The sequence below is a fragment of the Streptomyces sp. NBC_01224 genome (assembly GCF_036002945.1).
In the GTDB taxonomy this organism is placed as follows: Bacteria; Actinomycetota; Actinomycetes; order Streptomycetales; family Streptomycetaceae; genus Streptomyces.
The window spans coordinates 5,921,235-5,940,086 of the sequence record NZ_CP108529.1 but is presented as its reverse complement, the minus strand read 5'-3'; the positions used below and the strand labels follow the sequence as shown (position 1 = coordinate 5,940,086).

Annotated in this window: 16 protein-coding genes and 1 pseudogene; 8 read left to right on the top strand and 9 right to left on the bottom strand. The window is 69.3% G+C overall.

The genetic code is table 11. The annotated features are described in order from the left end of the window. Positions 1-44: 44 nt before the first annotated feature. The gene (locus tag OG609_RS26705; protein ID WP_327275142.1) at positions 45-1,118 is read right to left on the bottom strand and encodes a zinc-dependent alcohol dehydrogenase family protein; all 1,074 of its coding nucleotides are present in this window, start codon (positions 1,116-1,118) and stop codon (positions 45-47) included. 112 nt (positions 1,119-1,230) lie between these two features. Beyond that, entirely contained in the window at positions 1,231-3,480 is a 2,250-nt protein-coding gene (locus OG609_RS26700) for an MMPL family transporter (RefSeq protein ID WP_327275141.1), read from the bottom strand. A gap of 185 nt (positions 3,481-3,665) precedes the next feature. Between OG609_RS26700 and OG609_RS26695 the strand changes: the two genes are divergently transcribed. From OG609_RS26695 to OG609_RS26685, 3 genes are all read left to right on the top strand, one after another. Further along, positions 3,666-4,469, top strand: a complete 804-nt coding sequence (locus OG609_RS26695) for a TetR family transcriptional regulator (RefSeq protein ID WP_442818007.1) — start codon at positions 3,666-3,668, stop codon at positions 4,467-4,469. Positions 4,470-4,974: 505 nt separating this feature from the next. Next, positions 4,975-5,283: a heavy-metal-associated domain-containing protein gene (locus OG609_RS26690; RefSeq protein WP_327275140.1), complete on the top strand. Its 309-nt coding sequence runs from the start codon at positions 4,975-4,977 to the stop codon at positions 5,281-5,283. A gap of 121 nt (positions 5,284-5,404) precedes the next feature. Next, on the top strand, positions 5,405-7,879 hold the full coding sequence (locus OG609_RS26685; RefSeq protein ID WP_327275139.1) for a heavy metal translocating P-type ATPase: 2,475 nt from the start codon (positions 5,405-5,407) through the stop codon (positions 7,877-7,879). A 508-nt stretch (positions 7,880-8,387) separates the two neighbouring features. On the opposite strand, the gene OG609_RS26680 is transcribed toward OG609_RS26685, so the two are convergent. Beyond that, positions 8,388-9,686, bottom strand: coding sequence for a citrate synthase (locus OG609_RS26680; RefSeq protein WP_266361410.1), 1,299 nt, complete (start codon positions 9,684-9,686; stop codon positions 8,388-8,390). Positions 9,687-9,815: 129 nt separating this feature from the next. Next, positions 9,816-12,116: an SF1B family DNA helicase RecD2 gene (gene recD2 / locus OG609_RS26675; RefSeq protein ID WP_327275138.1), complete on the bottom strand. Its 2,301-nt coding sequence runs from the start codon at positions 12,114-12,116 to the stop codon at positions 9,816-9,818. A 148-nt stretch (positions 12,117-12,264) separates the two neighbouring features. Here recD2 and OG609_RS26670 point away from each other — a divergent pair, with 148 nt between their 5' ends. Continuing rightward, positions 12,265-12,513 (top strand): hypothetical protein, encoded by a 249-nt coding sequence (locus OG609_RS26670; protein ID WP_327275137.1) that lies wholly within the window; start codon positions 12,265-12,267, stop codon positions 12,511-12,513. 25 nt (positions 12,514-12,538) lie between these two features. Here the strand turns inward: OG609_RS26670 and OG609_RS26665 are convergent. Then, positions 12,539-13,414: pseudogene (locus OG609_RS26665) on the bottom strand (RNA repair domain-containing protein); the annotation flags it as partial. A 45-nt stretch (positions 13,415-13,459) separates the two neighbouring features. Next, entirely contained in the window at positions 13,460-13,591 is a 132-nt protein-coding gene (locus tag OG609_RS26660) for a hypothetical protein (RefSeq protein WP_327275136.1), read from the bottom strand. Between the two features lie 103 nt (positions 13,592-13,694). Here OG609_RS26660 and OG609_RS26655 point away from each other — a divergent pair, with 103 nt between their 5' ends. The 4 genes from OG609_RS26655 (at position 13,695) to OG609_RS26645 (ending at position 15,420) form a co-directional block, all read left to right on the top strand. Further along, complete coding sequence (locus tag OG609_RS26655; RefSeq protein ID WP_327278196.1) at positions 13,695-14,153, top strand: DUF6584 family protein; 459 nt, start codon at positions 13,695-13,697, stop codon at positions 14,151-14,153. Positions 14,154-14,215: 62 nt separating this feature from the next. Next, positions 14,216-14,386, top strand: coding sequence for a hypothetical protein (locus OG609_RS26650; protein ID WP_442818006.1), 171 nt, complete (start codon positions 14,216-14,218; stop codon positions 14,384-14,386). Further along, entirely contained in the window at positions 14,364-14,747 is a 384-nt protein-coding gene (locus tag OG609_RS46275) for a Scr1 family TA system antitoxin-like transcriptional regulator (RefSeq protein WP_442818005.1), read from the top strand. Before OG609_RS26650 ends, OG609_RS46275 begins: the two co-directional genes overlap by 23 nt. A 208-nt stretch (positions 14,748-14,955) precedes the next feature. Then, positions 14,956-15,420, top strand: a complete 465-nt coding sequence (locus tag OG609_RS26645; protein ID WP_232837655.1) for a transglycosylase SLT domain-containing protein — start codon at positions 14,956-14,958, stop codon at positions 15,418-15,420. Positions 15,421-15,638: 218 nt separating this feature from the next. Here OG609_RS26645 and OG609_RS26640 read toward each other — a convergent pair whose 3' ends face one another. Genes OG609_RS26640 through OG609_RS26630 form a run of 3 tightly spaced genes read right to left on the bottom strand, consistent with a single transcriptional unit; the run spans position 15,639 to position 18,756 of the window. Continuing rightward, positions 15,639-16,466: a sugar phosphate isomerase/epimerase family protein gene (locus tag OG609_RS26640; protein ID WP_327275135.1), complete on the bottom strand. Its 828-nt coding sequence runs from the start codon at positions 16,464-16,466 to the stop codon at positions 15,639-15,641. After that, positions 16,463-17,608, bottom strand: coding sequence for a dihydrodipicolinate synthase family protein (locus OG609_RS26635; protein ID WP_327275134.1), 1,146 nt, complete (start codon positions 17,606-17,608; stop codon positions 16,463-16,465). Before OG609_RS26635 ends, OG609_RS26640 begins: the two co-directional genes overlap by 4 nt. Beyond that, the gene (locus OG609_RS26630) at positions 17,605-18,756 is read right to left on the bottom strand and encodes a Gfo/Idh/MocA family protein (protein WP_327275133.1); all 1,152 of its coding nucleotides are present in this window, start codon (positions 18,754-18,756) and stop codon (positions 17,605-17,607) included. The genes OG609_RS26635 and OG609_RS26630 overlap by 4 nt, the downstream gene beginning before the upstream one ends. Positions 18,757-18,852 lie beyond the last annotated feature (96 nt).

Sequence of the window (18,852 nt, the reverse complement as noted above, 5' to 3'; positions counted from 1 at the left end):
GGCCCCGTACGGGAAACGACTCCCATCTGCCGCCGTACGGGGCCTCACTCCTTCGCCGGGGTGTACGTCCCACCGCTCGACGGCAGGATGATCGTCACCCCTGGCCCGGGCGCCGTACCCATCGCGGCGAGCGCCGCCGGGGCCGCGTCCAGGCCGATGGTGGAGGTCACCAGCAGATCGGGGCGCAGGGTGCCGGCCAGGATCATGTCCATCATCGGCGGGTACGCGTGCGCGGCCATGCCATGACTGCCGAGCATCTCCAGCTCCAGGCCGATCACCCGCGCCATGGGCACGACGGGGTCACCGGCGGCCGTGGGCAGCAGCCCGATCTGCACATGGCGGCCCTGTCGGCGCAGGCTCCGCACCGAGGCGGCGCAGGTCACCGGGGAGCCCAGCGCGTCGAGTGACAGATGGGCCCCGCCGCCCGTCAGTTCGCGTACCGCCTCGTCCGCCCCGCCCGGGTGCGTGGACGCGTCCACGCACTCCACCGCGCCGAACGCCCGCGCCAGTTCGAGAGCGCCCGCTGAGACGTCGACCGCGACGACCCTGGCCCCACAGGCCACCGCGATCATGACGGCCGAGAGCCCGACCCCTCCGCAACCGTGCACCGCGACCCACTCGCCCGGCGCCACCCGCCCCTGAGCCACGACCGCCCGGAACGCCGTGGCGAACCTGCACCCCAGACCGGCCGCCGTGGCGAAGGACAGGCCCTCGGGAACGGAGACCAGATTGACGTCGGCCTGCTCCAGCGCCACGTACTCGGCGAACGAGCCCCAGTGGGTGAAGCCGGGCTGGGTCTGCCGCTCGCAGACCTGCTGGGCTCCGGCCGCACAGGCGGGACAGCGGCCGCACGCACAGACGAAGGGCACGGTGACCCGGTCGCCGGGTCGCCAGTTGACGACACCGCTCCCCACCGCCTCGACCACACCGGCGAGTTCATGACCGGGCACATGGGGCAGGGTGATGTCGGGGTCGTGACCCATCCAGCCGTGCCAGTCACTGCGGCACAGCCCGGTGGCCGCGACGCGGACCACGACACCCTGGCCGGACGGGCTCGGGTCCGGCACTTCCCGCACCCTGGCGTCCTGCTTGAACTCCTCGAATACCACTGCTCGCATCGGCCCAGCCCTTCGTTCAGCCCCGTAGTCCGCTCCGCGCCGTTATCCGCTCCGCGCCGTTATCCGGTCCGCGCCGCGATGCGCTCCGCGCCCGTCGTCCGGGCGGCCGAATCTACGCTCCGCTGGTGATCTTGTCCCGCTCCGGAGCGTCCATCGATATCTCCTCGGCCGGCAGCGGCACGGACGTCCCTTCGCTCAGGCCGAACCTCCGGTGGAAGGCCCGGAGCCGAGCGGGTGCCCACCAGGTGGCCTTGCCCATCAGCTTCATCACGGAAGGAACCAGCAGGCTGCGCACCACCATGGCGTCCATCAGCACGGCCAGGGCGATGCCGAGGCCCAGCATCTTGGTGTTGGCCACCCGTGACGTACCGATGGCGACCATCACCACCGCCAGGATCACGGCTGCCGCGGTGATCAGCCCGCCGGTGTGCCGCAGCCCGAAGGTCACCGACCGCTCGTGGTCCCCGGTGCGGTCGTACTCCTCCTTGATCCGGGAGAGCAGGAAGACCCCGTAGTCCATGGAGAGTCCGAAGGCGACGCAGAACATCAGCACCGGCAGTGTCGTCTCTATGTCCCCGGTGCTGGTGAAGGAGAGCGGTCCGGACAGATGCCCGTCCTGGAAGACCCAGACGACCGCTCCGAACATCGCCGTGAGACTCAGCGCGTTGAGCACGACCGCCTGGAGGGGGATCAGCACGCTTCCGGTAAGCAGGAAGACCAGAAGCAGTGTCACCACGACGATGATGCCCACTGCCCAGGGCAGCCGGTCCGCGATGGCGTGCTTGGAGTCGACCAGGACGGCTGCCGTGCCCGTCACCGAGGTGTCGAAGGGGGCGGGCTCGGCCCGGAGGTCCTGCACGAGCCGCTGGGACCCCTCCCCCACGGACTCGCCGTCGGGCAGCACGCTGAAGTAGGCGAACCGCCCCGTCGTGACCGGCCCGTCGACCCGCAGCACACCGGGAAGGCCGGCGATCCTGCTGCGGTATTCGGTGTATTGGGCCGGCGTCGCCGCACCCTCCGCGAGTACTTCGAGGCCGCCGCCCGGGCTGCCGGGGAAGCCGTCCCGGATGTGCTGCTGGACGACATGCGACTCGGCGGTCGCGGGCAGCTGGCGATCGTCCGCCGTACCGAACTTCACCCCGAGGAAGGGCAGTCCGAGCAGGACGAGACCCACGGTGGTGAGGACGGCGAAGACCGGCGCCCGACGCATCACGAGGGCCGCGAACCGGCCCCACCCGCTGCCGGATTCGGCTGAGGCGGACGCGGACAGCTCGACACGCCCGCCCGTGCGCCCGTCCCCCCGTCGCAGCAGTCGGCGCAGATCCAGCGAGTTGACCCGTGGTCCGAGCAGCATCAGCGCGGCCGGGAGCAGGATCAGCGCGGCGGCAGCCGCCAGCAGCACCACGGCGATCCCCGCGTAGGCGAACGAGCGCAGGAAGTACTGCGGGAAGACCAGCATCGCGGCGAGCGAAACCGCAACGGTCAGCGCGGAGAACAGCACCGTGCGCCCCGCAGTGCGCAGCGTCGCCCCCACAGCCGCCCGGGTGTCCGCCCCGGTCGCGAGCTCTTCCCTGAACCGGCGCACGATGAACAGCGCGTAGTCGATGGCAAGTCCGAGACCGAGGGCCGTGGTGAGGTTCTGAGCGAAGACCGAGACGTCGGTGAATTCGGTGATGCCGCGCAGCACGGCATTGGTCCCCAGGATCGCGACGATGCCCACACCGAGCGGCAGCAGGGCGGCGATCGCACTTCCGAAGACCATGACCAGCAGCACGAGCGTCACCGGCAGCGCGATCATCTCGGCCCGCAGCAGGTCCTCCTGGATGATCGTCTGCATCTCGTGCCGTACGGCGACCGGGCCGCCGACCGAGACCTCCACAGGGCCGTGCGCACCACGGTATGCGGGGGCTATCCGGTCCAGGACCTCGCCCATCGCCTTGTCGTCGCCTTCTATCCGGGCGGCGATCAACGCTTCTCGCCCGTCCTCGGCACGCAGTGCGGGTGCCTTGCTCTGCCAGTACGAGCCGACGCCCGTGATGTCCTTCTCTCCGGCCAGCCGCTCGGTCAGCCGGGCCGCCTCGGCGGCCACCGCCGGATCGTCGACCGATGCGCTGCCGCTGTCCACGAGCAGCAACAGATTCGGCTGGGATGCGGGGAACTCGCGCTCCAGCGCCTTGGTCGTATAGGTCGATTCGGCGTCCGGGGCCTCCCAGCCGCCGCTGCCCATCTTGTCGACCACCCCGCTGCCCGCGAACACGGCGAGCGCCGTGATGACCAGGGCCGCGAGCAGCGCGAGCCGTGGTCGCGCAGTGACGAAGCGGGTCCAGCCCCCCAGACGCTCCGGACTGTTGACTTCAGGCATGGCGCGATGTCCCCTTCCCCCCGGATCCAGCGGCGCGAGACGGCCACACAAGGCGGCCGCGCAGGGCAGCATGGATCAGTCGTTGCCAATTACACTGGCAAACACGAGTCATCGCTCGCGTTTCAACAAGAATGCGAGCGACCGCTCGTGTTTGTCAACCGCGTCATGAAAGCTGGGGATTGACCGTGTCGGAGGCCAGAGCGAAGGGCACCGGAAGCGCCAGGGGCACGGGCGGCGCGGGCGGCACCGCGAACCCCTCAGCCACGAGCGGCACCGGGGGCGCGGGCGGCAGCGCACGCATCACGGGCGGCGCCAACAGCACCAGCAGCGCACGCCCCGAAGCGGCCGCCGGCGCCACCCGCCCCCGTCGCCGCCAGGCCCGCGGCGAAGCCCGCATCACGCAGCTCCTCAAAGCGGCGGCCAATGTCTTCTGCACAACCGGCTACACCGCGGCGAGCACCAACGCCATCGCCCGCGAGGCAGGCGTCTCACCGGGCACGCTCTACCAGTTCTTCCCCAACAAGGAGGCCATCGCCGTCGAACTCGGCGACCAACTCCTGAACCGCTGGCGGGAGACATACGGCGCCGCGTTCCTCCCGGATCACCTGACGCTCCCGCTGGACCGGATGCTGGACGCCACCCTCGATCCGCTGATCGCCTTCAACTGCGAGAATCCGGCCTTCACCGTCCTTATGCACGGTTCCGAGATCCCCGGAATGATCACCCAGGGGCACGACGCGCTGCACATGACCATGCTCGACCGCGTCGAGGCGATCCTCGGCGGCTACCTGCCGGACACTCCGCCCGCCCAGATCGCCCGTACCGCCAACATAATCTTCATCCTCTTCAAGGGCGGACTCGACCTGATCATGGCCCACGAGGGCGCCGAGCGGGACGCGTACATCAGGGAGCTGAAGACCGCATTGCTCCGTTATCTGGAGCCACTGGTCTGCGACGCGACGCCCCCCGCTCCCCCGGATGCCCAATAGCCCACACCTCGCGGAATTCGGACAAATCAGGCGACAGCGAAGCTCGCGGCTCCGACGCTCGCACTTCGCTGTCGCCATGAAGGGCTCAGGCCTGCACGCCCCGCTGGAGACCGAGGTAGCCGCGCGGGACCGCCCGCACCATTCGGGCACGACCCCCGGACAGGCTGCCGCCGGGCGGCGTCCCACTCTCCCCCCGGAGGCCGAACGGGCGTTTCCGCCTCGCCGCGCCCGCGAACGCCACACGCCTCGGCGCCACCGTGCTGCACTCACTCCGGGACTCGATGCACGGCATCGCGATCCGGCCGCCCGGGCCGCCGACGCCGGCCCGAGCCGCGCACTCTTCGCACAGGGATGCACCCCGGCCCCCACCGACGAGCCAGCGCGCACAGCGAACACTCGCATTTATACCCCCTAGGGGTATAGTGTGATGAGTGTTGGGGCACACGGGTCTCCCGGGGTTCCCGACACACCACGCCCTTTTGTGCTCGTCGAAGAGGAGAACACCATGACCGCCGAGACCCAGCTCCCCCAGGCCACCGGCTCCTGCTGCTCGCCCAGCGGCTCCTGCCACGACGGTGCGGACTCCGGCGCCCCTGTGGGCGGGGTGACCACCGTCTACCAGGTGTCCGGCATGACGTGCGGCCACTGCGAAGGTGCCGTCTCCGAGGAGATCTCCGGCATCGACGGCGTCACCTCGGTGAAGGCCGTCGCCGCCACCGGCCAGGTGACCGTCGTCTCCCGGGCCCCGCTGGCCGAGGACGCCGTGCGCGCCGCAGTCGACGAGGCCGGCTACGAGCTCGTCGGCCGGGCCTGAACGCCATCGGGGCATACCCGATACACCGGATACACCCGTATAACCCCCCTTTGCCGCCGGGCCGGACCGACCAGCAGATACTGGTGGGGTACGGCCCGGTCGGCGTTTCAGGAGTTCGGACATGCACAGTGCAACAGAGGCCGCGACCCCGGCAGCGGAGAGCTCGCGGGCCGAACTCACGATCGGCGGGATGACCTGCGCCTCCTGCGCGGCCCGCGTCGAGAAGAAGCTCAACCGGATGGACGGCGTCACCGCCACCGTCAACTACGCGACCGAGAAGGCCCGTGTCTCCTTCGGCTCAGGGACCGACCTCGCGGATCTGATCGCCACAGTCGAGAAGACCGGCTATACCGCTCAGCCGCTACGCCGCCCCGAATCGGCACCGCCCACCCCGGCGCGTGCCGCGGCACCGGCCACGCCCGCGATCACCGTCACGGGCACCCCCGAGGACGGCGGCCCGCACAGCACCCGAGTCCGCACCGAGCAGGCCACCGAAAGCCCGACCGACACAGGCACAGGCACAGGCACAGGCACCGAAGCCGAGACCGAGGCCTACGCCGACGACCCCGCCGAGCGGAAGGCCGCCGACGCCCTCGCATCACTGCGTCAGCGCCTGATCGTCTCGGCCGTCCTCGCCGCCCCCGTCGTCTTGCTCGCGATGGTCCCTGCCCTCCAGTTCGACAACTGGCAGTGGCTCTCCCTCACCCTGGCCGCCCCCGTCGTCGTCTGGGGCGGACTGCCCTTCCACCGCGCCACCTGGACCAATCTCCGGCACGGCGCGGCCACCATGGACACCCTGGTCTCGGTCGGCACCCTCGCTGCCTTCGGCTGGTCCCTGTGGGCGCTCTTCCTCGGTGACGCAGGCATGACCGGGATGCGGCACGGCTTCGACTTCACCGTCTCGCGCGCAATGGGGTCTTCCCTGCTCGAGCGGAGCCGAGGGCTCGGGGAAGGCCCGTCCACCATCTATCTGGAGGTCGCGGCCGGCGTCGTCACCTTCATCCTGCTGGGCCGCTACCTGGAGGCCAAGTCCAAGCGGAAGGCCGGTTCCGCCCTGCGCGCGCTGATGCACCTGGGCGCGAAGGACGTCTCCGTCCTCCGGGGCGGCACTGAGGTACGTATCCCCGTCGGCCGGCTCACCGTAGGCGACCGCTTCGTCGTCCGCCCCGGCGAGAAGATCGCCACCGACGGCACCGTCGTCGAGGGCGCGTCCGCCGTGGACGCCTCCATGCTCACCGGCGAGTCCGTCCCGGTCGATGTGGGCGTCGGCGACCGGGTCACCGGGGCCACCGTGAACGCCTCCGGCCGGCTCGTCGTCGAAGCCACCCGGGTCGGCGCCGACACCCAGCTGGCACGGATGGCGAGGCTCGTCGAGGACGCGCAGAACGGCAAGGCCGAGGTGCAGCGCCTCGCCGACCGGATCTCCGCGGTCTTCGTCCCCGTGGTGCTGGTGCTCGCAGTGGCCACCCTGATCGCGTGGCTGCTCGTCACGGACGACGTGACCGCCGCGTTCACCGCCGCCGTCGCCGTACTGATCATCGCCTGCCCCTGCGCCCTGGGCCTCGCCACTCCCACCGCCCTCATGGTCGGTACGGGACGCGGCGCCCAGCTCGGCATCCTGATCAAGGGCCCCGAGGTCCTGGAGACCACGCACCGCATCGACACGATCGTCCTCGACAAGACCGGCACGGTCACCACCGGCCGTATGACCCTCCAGGACATCCACCCCGCACCCGGCACCGACGAGACCCGGCTCCTGCGGCTGGCCGGCGCACTGGAGCACTCCTCCGAGCACCCCATCGCCCAGGCCGTCGCCGCCGGAGCCACGGAACGCATCGGCGGCCCCCTCCCCACCCCCGAGGACTTCGCCAACGTCGCGGGCCTCGGCGTACGCGGCACGGTCGACGGGCACCAGGTACTGGTCGGCCGTCCGCAATTGCTCGCCGACGCGGGCATCGACATCCCCGACGACCTGTCCGGCGCCGTGGCGGACGCGGCGGCTCAGGGCCGTACCGCGATCGTGGTCGCCTGGGACGGGCAGGCACGCGGCGTCCTCGCCGTCGCCGACGCGGTCAAGGAGTCCAGCGCGGCAGCCGTCGCCGAGCTGCGCGCGCTCGGCCTCCGTCCCGTTCTGCTGACCGGCGACAACCGGGCCGTGGCGGACGCCGTGGCCCACGCCGTCGGAATCGACGAGGTCCATGCCGAGGTCCTGCCCGAGGAGAAGGTTCACGTCATCGAGCGGCTCCGGGCCCAGGGACGCTCCGTAGCCATGGTCGGTGACGGAGTCAACGACGCGGCCGCTCTCGCCACCGCCGATCTCGGCCTGGCGATGGGAACCGGTACGGACGCCGCGATCGAGGCGAGCGATCTGACCCTCGTTCGTGGAGATCTCAAGGTGGCGGCCGATGCGATCCGGCTCTCCCGGCGCACCCTGGCGACCATCAAGGGCAATCTCTTCTGGGCATTCGGCTATAACGTAGCCGCCCTACCCCTTGCGGCATTTGGCCTGCTCAACCCTATGATTGCGGGAGCGGCGATGGCGTTCTCATCGGTCTTCGTCGTGACGAACAGCCTGCGGTTGCGCGCCTTCACGTAACTTCCACAAAGAGATTTAGATCACACCGGTTTCAGGGTAACCATCCGGTGGGTTCGCGAGTCTAAGAGTGCGATGCCAAGGATGTCTTGGGGGACGTCCATCGAAGTGTCTTGGGGGATGCTTCGGGCAAGCGTTGGCCGGGGCACGTGCACCGGGGAGCTTTGAGCGGCCCTCCCGTGCGTACGTACCCCGGCGGACCGCACTGGAAGTACAAGTGAAGAGCGCAGCTCGCAGTAGGTGAGGAGCGCCCAGGAGCTTCGGCTCCCGCAGACGCCCGGCCGGATCCCGTGGGGGGAATCCGCTCCGGGATATGGGAAGCGCCTCGCTGTCGGCCCGTGGGGGGATCGATGGCGGGGCGCTTCTCGCTGTCGGCCCGGCATGCGGCATCGCGCGCGGCTGCGTCGGTCACGCAAATCGCCCCGGACACCGCGCTCTGTGCGAAAGCGCGGTACTCGGGGCGAAGACGACCGGCCTCGGCGGCCGGGGTGGTGCAGGGGCGGTACGAGGTTCAGCGGCCTTCGACCGGGACGAAGTCACGCAGGACCTCGCCGGTGTAGATCTGGCGCGGGCGGCCGATGCGGGAACCCGGCTCCTTGATCATCTCGTGCCACTGGGCGATCCAGCCGGGAAGCCGGCCGAGCGCGAAGAGCACGGTGAACATCTCGGTCGGGAAGCCCATGGCCCGGTAGATCAGACCCGTGTAGAAGTCCACGTTGGGGTAGAGGTTGCGCGAGACGAAGTACTCGTCGGAGAGCGCGTGCTCCTCCAGCTTCAGCGCGATGTCGAGCAGCTCGTCGGACTTGCCGAGCGCGGACAGCACGTCGTGGGCCGCGGCCTTGATGATCTTCGCGCGCGGGTCGAAGGACTTGTAGACGCGGTGGCCGAAGCCCATCAGCCGGACGCCGTCCTCCTTGTTCTTCACCTTGCGGATGAAGGAGTCGACATCGCCGCCGTTGGCCTGGATGCCTTCGAGCATCTCCAGCACCGACTGGTTGGCGCCACCGTGCAGCGGGCCCCACAGCGCCGAGATACCGGCGGAGATCGAGGCGAACATGTTCGCCTGCGAGGAGCCGACCAGACGCACGGTGGAGGTCGAACAGTTCTGCTCGTGGTCCGCGTGCAGGATGAGCAGCTTGTCGAGCGCGGAGACGACGACCGGGTCCAGGTCGTACTCCTGGGCGGGGACCGAGAAGGTCATGCGCAGGAAGTTCTCGACGTACCCGAGGTCGTTGCGCGGGTAGACGAAGGGGTGGCCGATCGACTTCTTGTACGCGTACGCGGCGATCGTCGGCAGCTTGGCCAGCAGACGGATCGTCGAGAGGTGACGCTGCTCCTCGTCGAACGGGTTGTGGCTGTCCTGGTAGAACGTGGACAGCGCGCTGACGACCGAGGACAGCATGGCCATCGGGTGGGCGTCGCGCGGGAAGCCGTCGAAGAACCGCTTGACGTCCTCGTGCAGCAGCGTGTGCTGGGTGATCTCGTTCTTGAAGGTCGACAGCTCGTCGACCTTGGGAAGCTCACCGTTGATGAGCGTGTACGCGACCTCGAGGAACGTCGAGCGCTCGGCGAGCTGCTCGATCGGGTAGCCGCGGTAGCGCAGGATGCCCTGCTCACCGTCGAGGTAGGTGATGGCGGATTTATACGCTGCGGTGTTGCCGTATCCGCTGTCCAGCGTGACCAGGCCGGTATTGGCCCGGAGCTTCCCGATGTCGAAGCCCTTGTCGCCGACGGTGCTGTCGATCACCGGGTAGGTGTACTCGCCATCGCCGTACCGCAGTACTACAGCGTTATTGGTGTGCTCGCTCACGTCATCCCTCACCGACGTAGTGCCTCTTCTTCGAGGTTCCCTGACTGTCTCCACCCTCCCCCATTTGGCTCAGGAGAGTGCACTCGGGGTCGTCCATTGGACCTACTCGCGGCACTGAGTGCCGCGAGCTTACTCATCCTGCCCCCTTGACTCCGGTTCCGGAAGGCCTCCGTGATGTTTCCCACCGATTTGATCGATCATTTTTTCCGGCGATCCTCCGCCCAGACCCCCTGACAGCCGGTAATCCAGCGCCGTACAGCGTCTGCCTGCGGAAACCGTGCGGACCGCCTGGCCGATCGCCTGCCGCGAGCCGACCAGCACGACGAGCTTCTTGGCCCTGGTCACGGCGGTGTACAGCAGGTTCCGCTGGAGCATCATCCAGGCGCTCTTGGTGACGGGGATGACGACGGCCGGGTACTCGCTGCCCTGGGAGCGGTGGATCGTCATGGCGTACGCGTGGGCCAGCTCGTCCAGCTCGTCGAAGTCGTAACCGATCTCCTCGTCCTCGTCGGTCAGTACCGTCAGCCGCTGTTCGTCCAGGTCGAGGGCGGTGACGACGCCGACCGTGCCGTTGAAGACGCCGTTCTCCCCCTTGTCGTAGTTGTTACGGATCTGGGTGACCTTGTCGCCGACCCGGAAGACCCGGCCGCCGAACCGCTTCTCGGGCAGGTCGGGACGGGCCGGAGTGATGGCCTGCTGGAGGAGCCCGTTGAGCGTGCCCGCCCCGGCCGGGCCGCGGTGCATCGGGGCGAGGACCTGTACGTCACGCCGCGCGTCCAGCCCGAATCTGGCCGGAATACGGCGGGCGGCGACGTCCACCGCGAGCACGCCCGCGTCCTGAGTCTCGTCCTCCACGAAGAGGAAGAAGTCCGTGAGGCCCTGGGTGAGGGGCGGTACTCCGGAGTTGATCCGGTGCGCGTTGGTGACGACTCCGGACTGCTGGGCCTGGCGGAAGATCGTGGTCAGCCGGACCGCCGGAACGGGGCTGCCGTCGGCGAGCAGATCGCGCAGCACCTCCCCCGCGCCGACCGACGGCAGCTGGTCGACATCCCCCACGAGCAGGAGGTGGGCACCGGGTGCCACCGCCTTCAGCAGTTTGTTGGCGAGCAGCAGATCCAGCATCGACGCCTCGTCGACCACGACCAGATCGGCGTCCAGCGGCCGGTCCCGGTCGTACGCGGCATCGCCCCCCGGTTTCAGTTCGAGCAGCCGGTGCACGGTGGACGCCTCGGCCCCGGTCAGCTCGGAGAGCCGCTTGGCCGCCCGCCCGGTGGGCGCGGCCAGCACCACCTTGGCCTTCTTGGCGCGGGCCAGCTCGACGATGGACCGGACGGTGAACGACTTCCCGCAGCCGGGCCCACCGGTCAGGACGGCGACCTTACGGCTGAGCGCCAGCCGCACCGCGGCCTCCTGCTCCGGGGCCAGTTTCGCCCCCGTACGGCCCGCGAGCCAGGTCAGCGCCTTGGCCCAGTCGACGTCCTGGAAGGTCGGCATCCGGTCCTCGGGCGTCCGCAGCAGCCGCTGCACCTGCGCGGCGAGCGCGACCTCGGCGCGGTGGAACGGCACGAGATACACGGCCGTGACCGGCTCGCCGCCCTCGGGCGAGGGCACCTTCTCCCGTACGACGCCTTCCGGGTCCTCGGCCAGTTCGGCGAGGCACTCGATGACCAGCCCCGTATCGACCTGGAGCAGCTTCACCCCATCGGCGATCAGCCGCTCCTCGGGGAGGAAGCAGTGGCCCTGGTCGGTTGATTGCGACAGCGCGTACTGCAGCCCGGCCTTCACCCGCTCCGGGCTGTCGTGCGGGATGCCGACCGCCTGGGCGATCTTGTCGGCGGTGAGGAAGCCGATGCCCCAGACGTCGGCGGCCAGCCGGTAGGGCTGGTTCTTCACGACGGAGATCGACGCGTCCTCGTACTTCTTGTAGATACGGACGGCGATGGAAGTGGAGACGCCGACCCCCTGGAGGAAGACCATCACCTCCTTGATCGCCTTCTGCTCCTCCCAGGCCGCGGCGATCATCTTCGTCCGCTTCGGCCCGAGCCCGGGCACCTCGACGAGCCGCTTCGGCTCCTGCTCGATGACGTCGAGGGTGTCGACGCCGAAGTGGGTGGTGATCCGGTCCGCCATCACCGGGCCGATGCCCTTGATCAGGCCGGAGCCGAGATAGCGGCGGATGCCCTGGATGGTGGCGGGCAGCACGGTCGTGTAGTTCTCCACCGTGAACTGCTTGCCGTACTGGGAGTGCGAGCTCCAGCGCCCTTCCATCCGCAGGGACTCCCCGACCTGGGCACCGAGCAGCGACCCGACGACCGTCAGCAGATCGCCCGCACCCCGACCCGTGTCGACGCGGGCGACGGTGTACCCGTTCTCCTCGTTGGCGTAGGTGATCCGCTCCAGGACCCCTTCGAGGACGGCCATGTTGGACATGTTCCGACGGTATCGGTTCCCACCGACAACGCATTCCCGGCCTCGGAGGCCGCCCGTTTCCTGTGGTGACGGCGCCTGAGCAGCGCATCGGAATGATCAGCAACTCCGGTGTGAGGAGGACGCCTTGGAATGCACCGATGGTCCGAGCGTGCATAGTGTTGTCCATATCGAGGCAGCCGTGCCACGGGCCCGGGAGCTGGTGACGGACATCCGCCTGCCGGCCCGGTTCAGCCCGGAGTTGCGGCGCGTCGCCTGGCTCGACGGGGCGAACGGGCCCGTGGTGGGAGCACGCTTCGAGGGCATCAAGACGCTCGCCGAGGAGGGCGGTCGGAGCGGCTGGGAAGCTGTTGTCCGGCGGCGCTCTGCCCCAGTCGGCCATGGCCTCATCTGTCGGTGATCCCGGAGAGCCATGCCGTGTCCTCCGGGCCCGGCGCTCCTGTCCCGGGCGCGGGCAGCCGGCGGACCTCGCCCGTTCGCAGGGCGACCGTGGCCCGTGGCCGCATCGGCCCGTCGCCCCTGCGTGAGAGCAGGACGAGTTCCCAGACTGTCGCCGCCATGGTGTCGAGCCGGGTGACACAGTCGGCGGTGACTCGCCGCGGATCCCGGGTCCGACCCAGGGACAGATGTGGGGTGAAGTTCTTGGCGGGCCCGCTGCAGCGCGGGAACCGCTGCCGCAGCAGGCGGTGCAGGTGGGCCCACGGCGCCTGGCCGGCTGCCGTCGGGTCGAGCCACACGGTGAAGTACGTCCTGTGCCGGAAGGTGCGCACCCCGTCCAGCCGGGCGGTGAAGACCGGCGTCTCGGCCGTCGCCGCGGCGAGCAGCGGGGCGGCCCGCTCGAAGTCGGACTCCGGCACGAAGCCGAAGAGCACATTGACGTGCGGCGGCCACCGGTGGATCTGCGGATCGTAATCCTGGCGGATGTCCTGGATCGGCGGCCACAGCTCCGCAGGCGGGATCCAGGCCACCGCTGTGCGGGCCGTCGGGGGCACGTCGAGGACGCCGACGGGATCGCCCCTGCCGGAGCTCGTATCGAAGCTCAGGTCCGCTTGCGGGTCCCGCACCCGGCCGGCGCCCGACGCATCGACGCGGTCCACGCCCGTGGCCCGGTCCCAGACCACCTCGCCGTCCGCCTCGATGAACACCACCCGGTGCCACGGGATGTCGCCCCCGGGCACGAATGAAGGCAGCGGGATGCGTTTGCAGGCATCCCCGCGCTGGCTGATCCCCAGCACGAACCGGGCAGGGTCGAACCGCGGATCCCAGCGGACCCGGTGATAGATCTCGTCGCTGGTTCGCATCACGCCTCCTCGCCCACTCACGCCGCGACCGGCCGGACCGCCGCTTCAGCGCGGCTTCGCATACTCCACCTTCACCACATCCGGCACGTCGGGCAGCTTCTCCCGGCCGGTCAGGAGTGCCTCCGCCGACGTGTCGCCCATGAGGTACCGGCGGAAGAAGGCGACGGTGCAGCCCATGGCGATCCGGCGCTGGGTGGCCTCGTCGAGCTCCTGGTGCTGCCGATCTCGCTCCCGCCCGCCACAGTCAATCTTCGGTTTCCCTGCGTGACTCCTCCCCGCCCTGAAGAGCGGGGCTGGTGTCGTCGAGCGACCGGGCGGCGCAGTTCGCCCTGGCCCGCTCCACCTCGGGCTGCCACATCGGCAGCGCCCTGTCGTAGCCGGCCCCCTCGGCGAGGCCGGCCGGTGGGGGACCTGCCTCGAAGAGGACAGGCTTCCTGACGAGGTCGCCGCGTTTGAGGAGAGGTACAGCGACCCCGCACGGTGGATGCGCGCCCTGGCCTGGCAAGGCCAGGAATCGGCGGCCGACTCCCCCTTTGTCGAGCAGCAGTTGGCAGCCGTGCGGGCCGCCGCCTCCAAGGCCCTCGGCCACCCGGTCACCTGGGACACGCTCGCTGAGGCACGGGGTGACGCGCCGGAGGCGGGTTCGTTCGGCCAGTCCTTGGCGGCCGTGGGCTGCGCACTCCTGGCGATCGTGTCCGTCGGGATCCGGGTGAACGGGTTCCTCGACCTCTTCCGCTGACCCACCACCCCGAACGTGCCATTGACCGACACTTCTCTCAGGAGGCCCTGAGCGAACAGGCAATGTGCCCGCCGACGCTGATCAGTCATGACGAGGCGGGGCGGCGGCGGCCGAAGCCGGATGACGCGCACCGCCTCGACATCGCGTTGAAGACCGACGGCTTCTTTGTCCGTTGGATGGGCGACTTCGAAGTTCGCCCGGTACTTCGCGGTGGCTGCCGAGTTGGAGCGTGAGGCTACGGAAATCCGCCCGTACGCCGCGTCTCTCATCCCTGGCCTGCTCCCTACGGAGGCATACGCCCGTGCCGTGTTCCACGGCATATCGCCCCAACTACTGCACAGAGGAACCCGCGTTGCCGGCCAGCAGGAGCCGCAGCACGGACTCCCGGGTCGCGAAGTCGTACATCGACACGGAAGAACGACCGGGCGTAGCCGCGGCCGTCGGGCGTCCACGGACACGGGACGTCACCGAGAAGGCTTCAATAACCCGACCGCGTTTTCATTACGCCACGCATTTCATTCATCACACGGGCCGAACAGAAGGCTTTCCCGCCGGCATGGGCAATATTTCAATGTCCGTTTTGGCAGCATTTGATGCTTTCCGATGTGTGATGTGGACTATATGACACACGTCACCATGATGCGACCTAGTAGGACAAAAAGTCCGTTTCGTGGCCTGTTTGCGGCGGCTTTAAGACCATTGCCCAATATCTGTACGTATTCCGATAGTAAAGAGGGTCATTGACCAGAACTAGAACCACGCTTAAAACTTCTCGGCATCCCCACGGAAGAGGTAATTTCCGATGCAGATCTCCGCGATGTCCAAGAAGTTCGCTCACATGACCCAGACCAAGAAGATCTCACTGGGCATGGCCGCCGCAGGAGCCGCAGTCGTCGCCGGCTCCCTCGTCGGCGCTCCGGCCGCCTCGGCCGCGCCCGCCCAGTCCGGCAGCAGCGTCAGCAACTGGATCAACCAGTCGCTGGAGATCATGCGCGCGCAGGGCATCCCGGGCTCCTACCACGGGATCCACCGCAATCTGATGCGCGAGTCGAGCGGCAACCCGAATGCCATCAACAACTGGGACTCCAACGCCGCCAAGGGCATCCCGTCCAAGGGACTGCTCCAGGTCATCGACCCGACCTTCAGGGCGTATCACGTCCCCGGCACCTCGTGGAACATCTACGACCCGGTCGCCAACATCACCGCCGCCTGCAACTACGCGGCACAGCGCTACGGCTCGATCGACAACGTCAACTCGGCCTATTGATCAGCATGCGATGAAACGTCGGGAATTCGCGAGACGGTCCCGACAAGGCGAAACGGGCCCGGTCAGAAGACCGGGCCCCCTCGCTTTCCCCCTCCGTCAGGGCTTCCCGATCCCCCCGGATCCCTCCCCGGGAGCACCCGACGCCAGATATGACCCGGCAGGGTGCCGAACGGTTGCACGTCTTGGTGATCTCTTTACCCTGGCGGCAAAAAGCCTTCTCAGCAGGCGTGTTCGGCGTACCGGGACGCGACCTCCGCGAGGACTTCGGCGCCGTCGCGGGCCCAGAGGTCCTCGTTGAAGATCTCCACCTCGATGGGGCCGTCGAAACCGGTGGCCTCGACCAGCGAACGGAACGCGCGGAAGTCCACGGCACCGTCGCCCAGTTGGCCCCGGCCGACCAGGACGCCCGCCGGAAGCGGGGTGATCCAGTCCGCCAGCTGGAAGGAGTGGATACGGCCGCCCGCGCCCGCCCGGGCGATCTGTGCGGCCGCCTGCTCGTCCCACCAGATGTGGTACGTGTCGACGACCACCCCGACCTGCTCGGCGGGGAAGCGTTCCGCGATGTCCAGGGCCTGGGAGAGCGTGGAGACGACGCAGCGGTCCGAGGCGAACATCGGGTGCAGCGGTTCGATCGCCAGACGGACACCTCGCTCGGCCGCGTACGGTGCGAGTTCGCCCAGGGCGTCCGCGATCCGCTCACGCGCGCCGTGCAGGTCCTTGCTGCCGACGGGAAGGCCGCCGGAGACGAGGACCAGGGTGTCGGTGGACAGGGCCGCCGCCTCGTCGAGCGCGGCGCGGTTGTCGTCCAGGGCGCGGGCCCGTTCCGCCGGGTCGATGGCGGTGAAGAAGCCGCCTCGGCAGAGGCTGGTGACCGAGAGGCCGGAATCGGCGAGGAGTCGGGCGGTGCGCTCGATGCCGTACTCCTGCACGGGGGCCCGCCACAGGCCGACCTTGTCGACGCCCGCCTTGACGCAGCCCTCGGCCAGCTCGGGCAGCGACCACTGCTTGATGGTCTCCTGGTTGATGGAGAGTCGGCCGTCGCTCATCGGGTGCCTCCGTTGACCGCGAGCAGGGCACGCATCCGGGATTCGGCCAGCTCCGGGTCGGGGAACAGGCCCAGCCGGTCCGCGAGTTCGTACGCCTTCGCCAGATGCGGCAGCGAGCGCGCGGACTGCAGGCCGCCGACCATGGTGAAGTGGTCCTGATGGCCGGCCAGCCAGGCGAGGAAGACCACGCCCGTCTTGTAGAAGCGGGTGGGCGCCTGGAAGAGGTGACGGGACAGCTCGACCGTGGGGTCGAGGAGGTCCCGGAAGCCCTGGACGTCCCCGGTGTCCAGGACCCGTACCGCGTGTGCGGCCAGCGGGCCCAGCGGGTCGAAGATGCCGAGCAGGGCGTGGCTGAAGCCCTGGTCGTCGCCCGCGATCAGCTCGGGGTAGTTGAAGTCGTCGCCGGTGTAGCAGCGGACCCCGCCGGGCAGACGGCGGCGGACGTCGATCTCGCGCTCGGCGTCCAGGAGCGAGATCTTGATGCCGTCGACCTTGTCCGGATGCTCGGCGATGACCTTCAGGAAGGTGTCGGTGGCGGCGTCGAGGTCCGAGGAGCCCCAGTAGCCCTCCAGCGCCGGGTCGAACATCGGGCCGAGCCAGTGCAGGACGACCGGTTCGGAGGCCTGGCGCAGGAGGTGCGCGTACGTCTCCAGGTAGTCCTCGGGCCCCTTTGCCGCGGCGGCGAGCGCGCGGGAGGCCATCAGGATGGCCTGGGCGCCGCTCTCCTCTACAAGGGTGAGCTGCTCCTCGTACGCGGACCGCACCTCGGCGAGCGAGGCGGGTCCGGCGGGAAGCTGGTCGGTGCCGACGCCGCAGGCGATGCGGCCGCCGACCGCCTTCGCCTCGGCGGCGGAGCGGCGGATCAGTTCGGCCGCGCCGGCCCAGTCCAGACCCATGCCGCGCTGGGCGGTGTCCATGGCTTCGGCGACGCCGAGACCGTGCGACCAGAGGTAGCGGCGGAAGGCGAGGGTGGCGTCCCAGTCGACGGCGGCCGGTGAGTCGGGGCTGATGTCGGCGTACGGGTCGGCGACGACATGGGCGGCGGAGAAGACCGTACGGGAGGCGAGGGGAGCCCCGCCGGGGGCGAGGTCGAGCGGGGCGGTGCGGGGTTCGTACGGGCCCTGCGGGAGGTGGATCGTCACAGCGTCAGCTCCGGTACGTCGAAGCGGCGGCCCTCGGCGGAGGACTTCAGGCCCAGCTCGGCGAGCTGGACGCCGCGGGCGCCGGCCATCAGGTCCCAGGTGTACGGCTCGTCGAGCACGATGTGGCGCAGGAAGAGCTCCCACTGGGCCTTGAAGCCGTTGTCGAAGGCAGCGTTGTCGGGGACTTCCTGCCACTGGTCGCGGAACGACTCGGTGACCGGGAGGTCCGGGTTCCAGACCGGCTTGGGGGTGGCCGAGCGGTGCTGGACACGGCAGTTGCGGAGGCCGGCGACGGCGGAGCCGTGGGTTCCGTCGACCTGGAACTCGACGAGCTCGTCGCGGTTGACGCGGACCGTCCAGGAGGAGTTGATCTGTGCGACAGCTCCGCTCTCCAGCTGGAAGATGCCGTACGCGGCGTCGTCGGCGGTGGCGGCGTACGGCTTCCCCTGCTCGTCCCAACGCTGCGGGATGTGCGTCTGGACGTGCGCCTGGACGGTGGAGACCCGGCCGAACAGCTCGTGGAGCACGTACTCCCAGTGCGGGAACATGTCGACGACGATGCCGCCGCCGTCCTCGGCGCGGTAGTTCCAGGACGGGCGCTGGGCCTCCTGCCAGTCGCCCTCGAAGACCCAGTAGCCGAACTCGCCGCGTACGGAGAGGATCTCGCCGAAGAAGCCGCCGTCGATGAGACGCTTCAGCTTCAGCAGGCCCGGCAGGAAGATCTTGTCCTGGACGACGCCGTGCTTGATCCCGGCGTCACGGGCCAGGCGGGCCAGCTCCAGGGCGCCCTCGACGTCCGTGGCGGTGGGCTTCTCGGTGTAGATGTGCTTGCCCGCGGCGATCGCCTTCTTGATCGCCTCGACGCGGGCCGAGGTGACCTGGGCGTCGAAGTAGATGTCGATGCTGTCGTCCGCGAGGACCGCGTCGAGATCGGTGGACCACTCGGTCAGACCGTGCTGTGCGGCGAGTTCCTCCAGCGCATGGGCGCGGCGGCCGACCAGAACGGGCTCGGGCCACAGCACGTCGCCGTCCCCGAGATCGAGGCCGCCCTGCTCGCGGATCGCGAGGATCGAGCGCACCAGGTGCTGCCGGTATCCCATGCGACCCGTGACGCCGTTCATGGCGATGCGCACTGTCCTGCGTGTCACGAAAGTTCCTCCATACACCCGTAGCAAGCGCTTTCTATCGGTGATGACGCTAGCCTGCCGACAGCGGCCCGGACAAGAGGGGGCACGCGGTCGGTC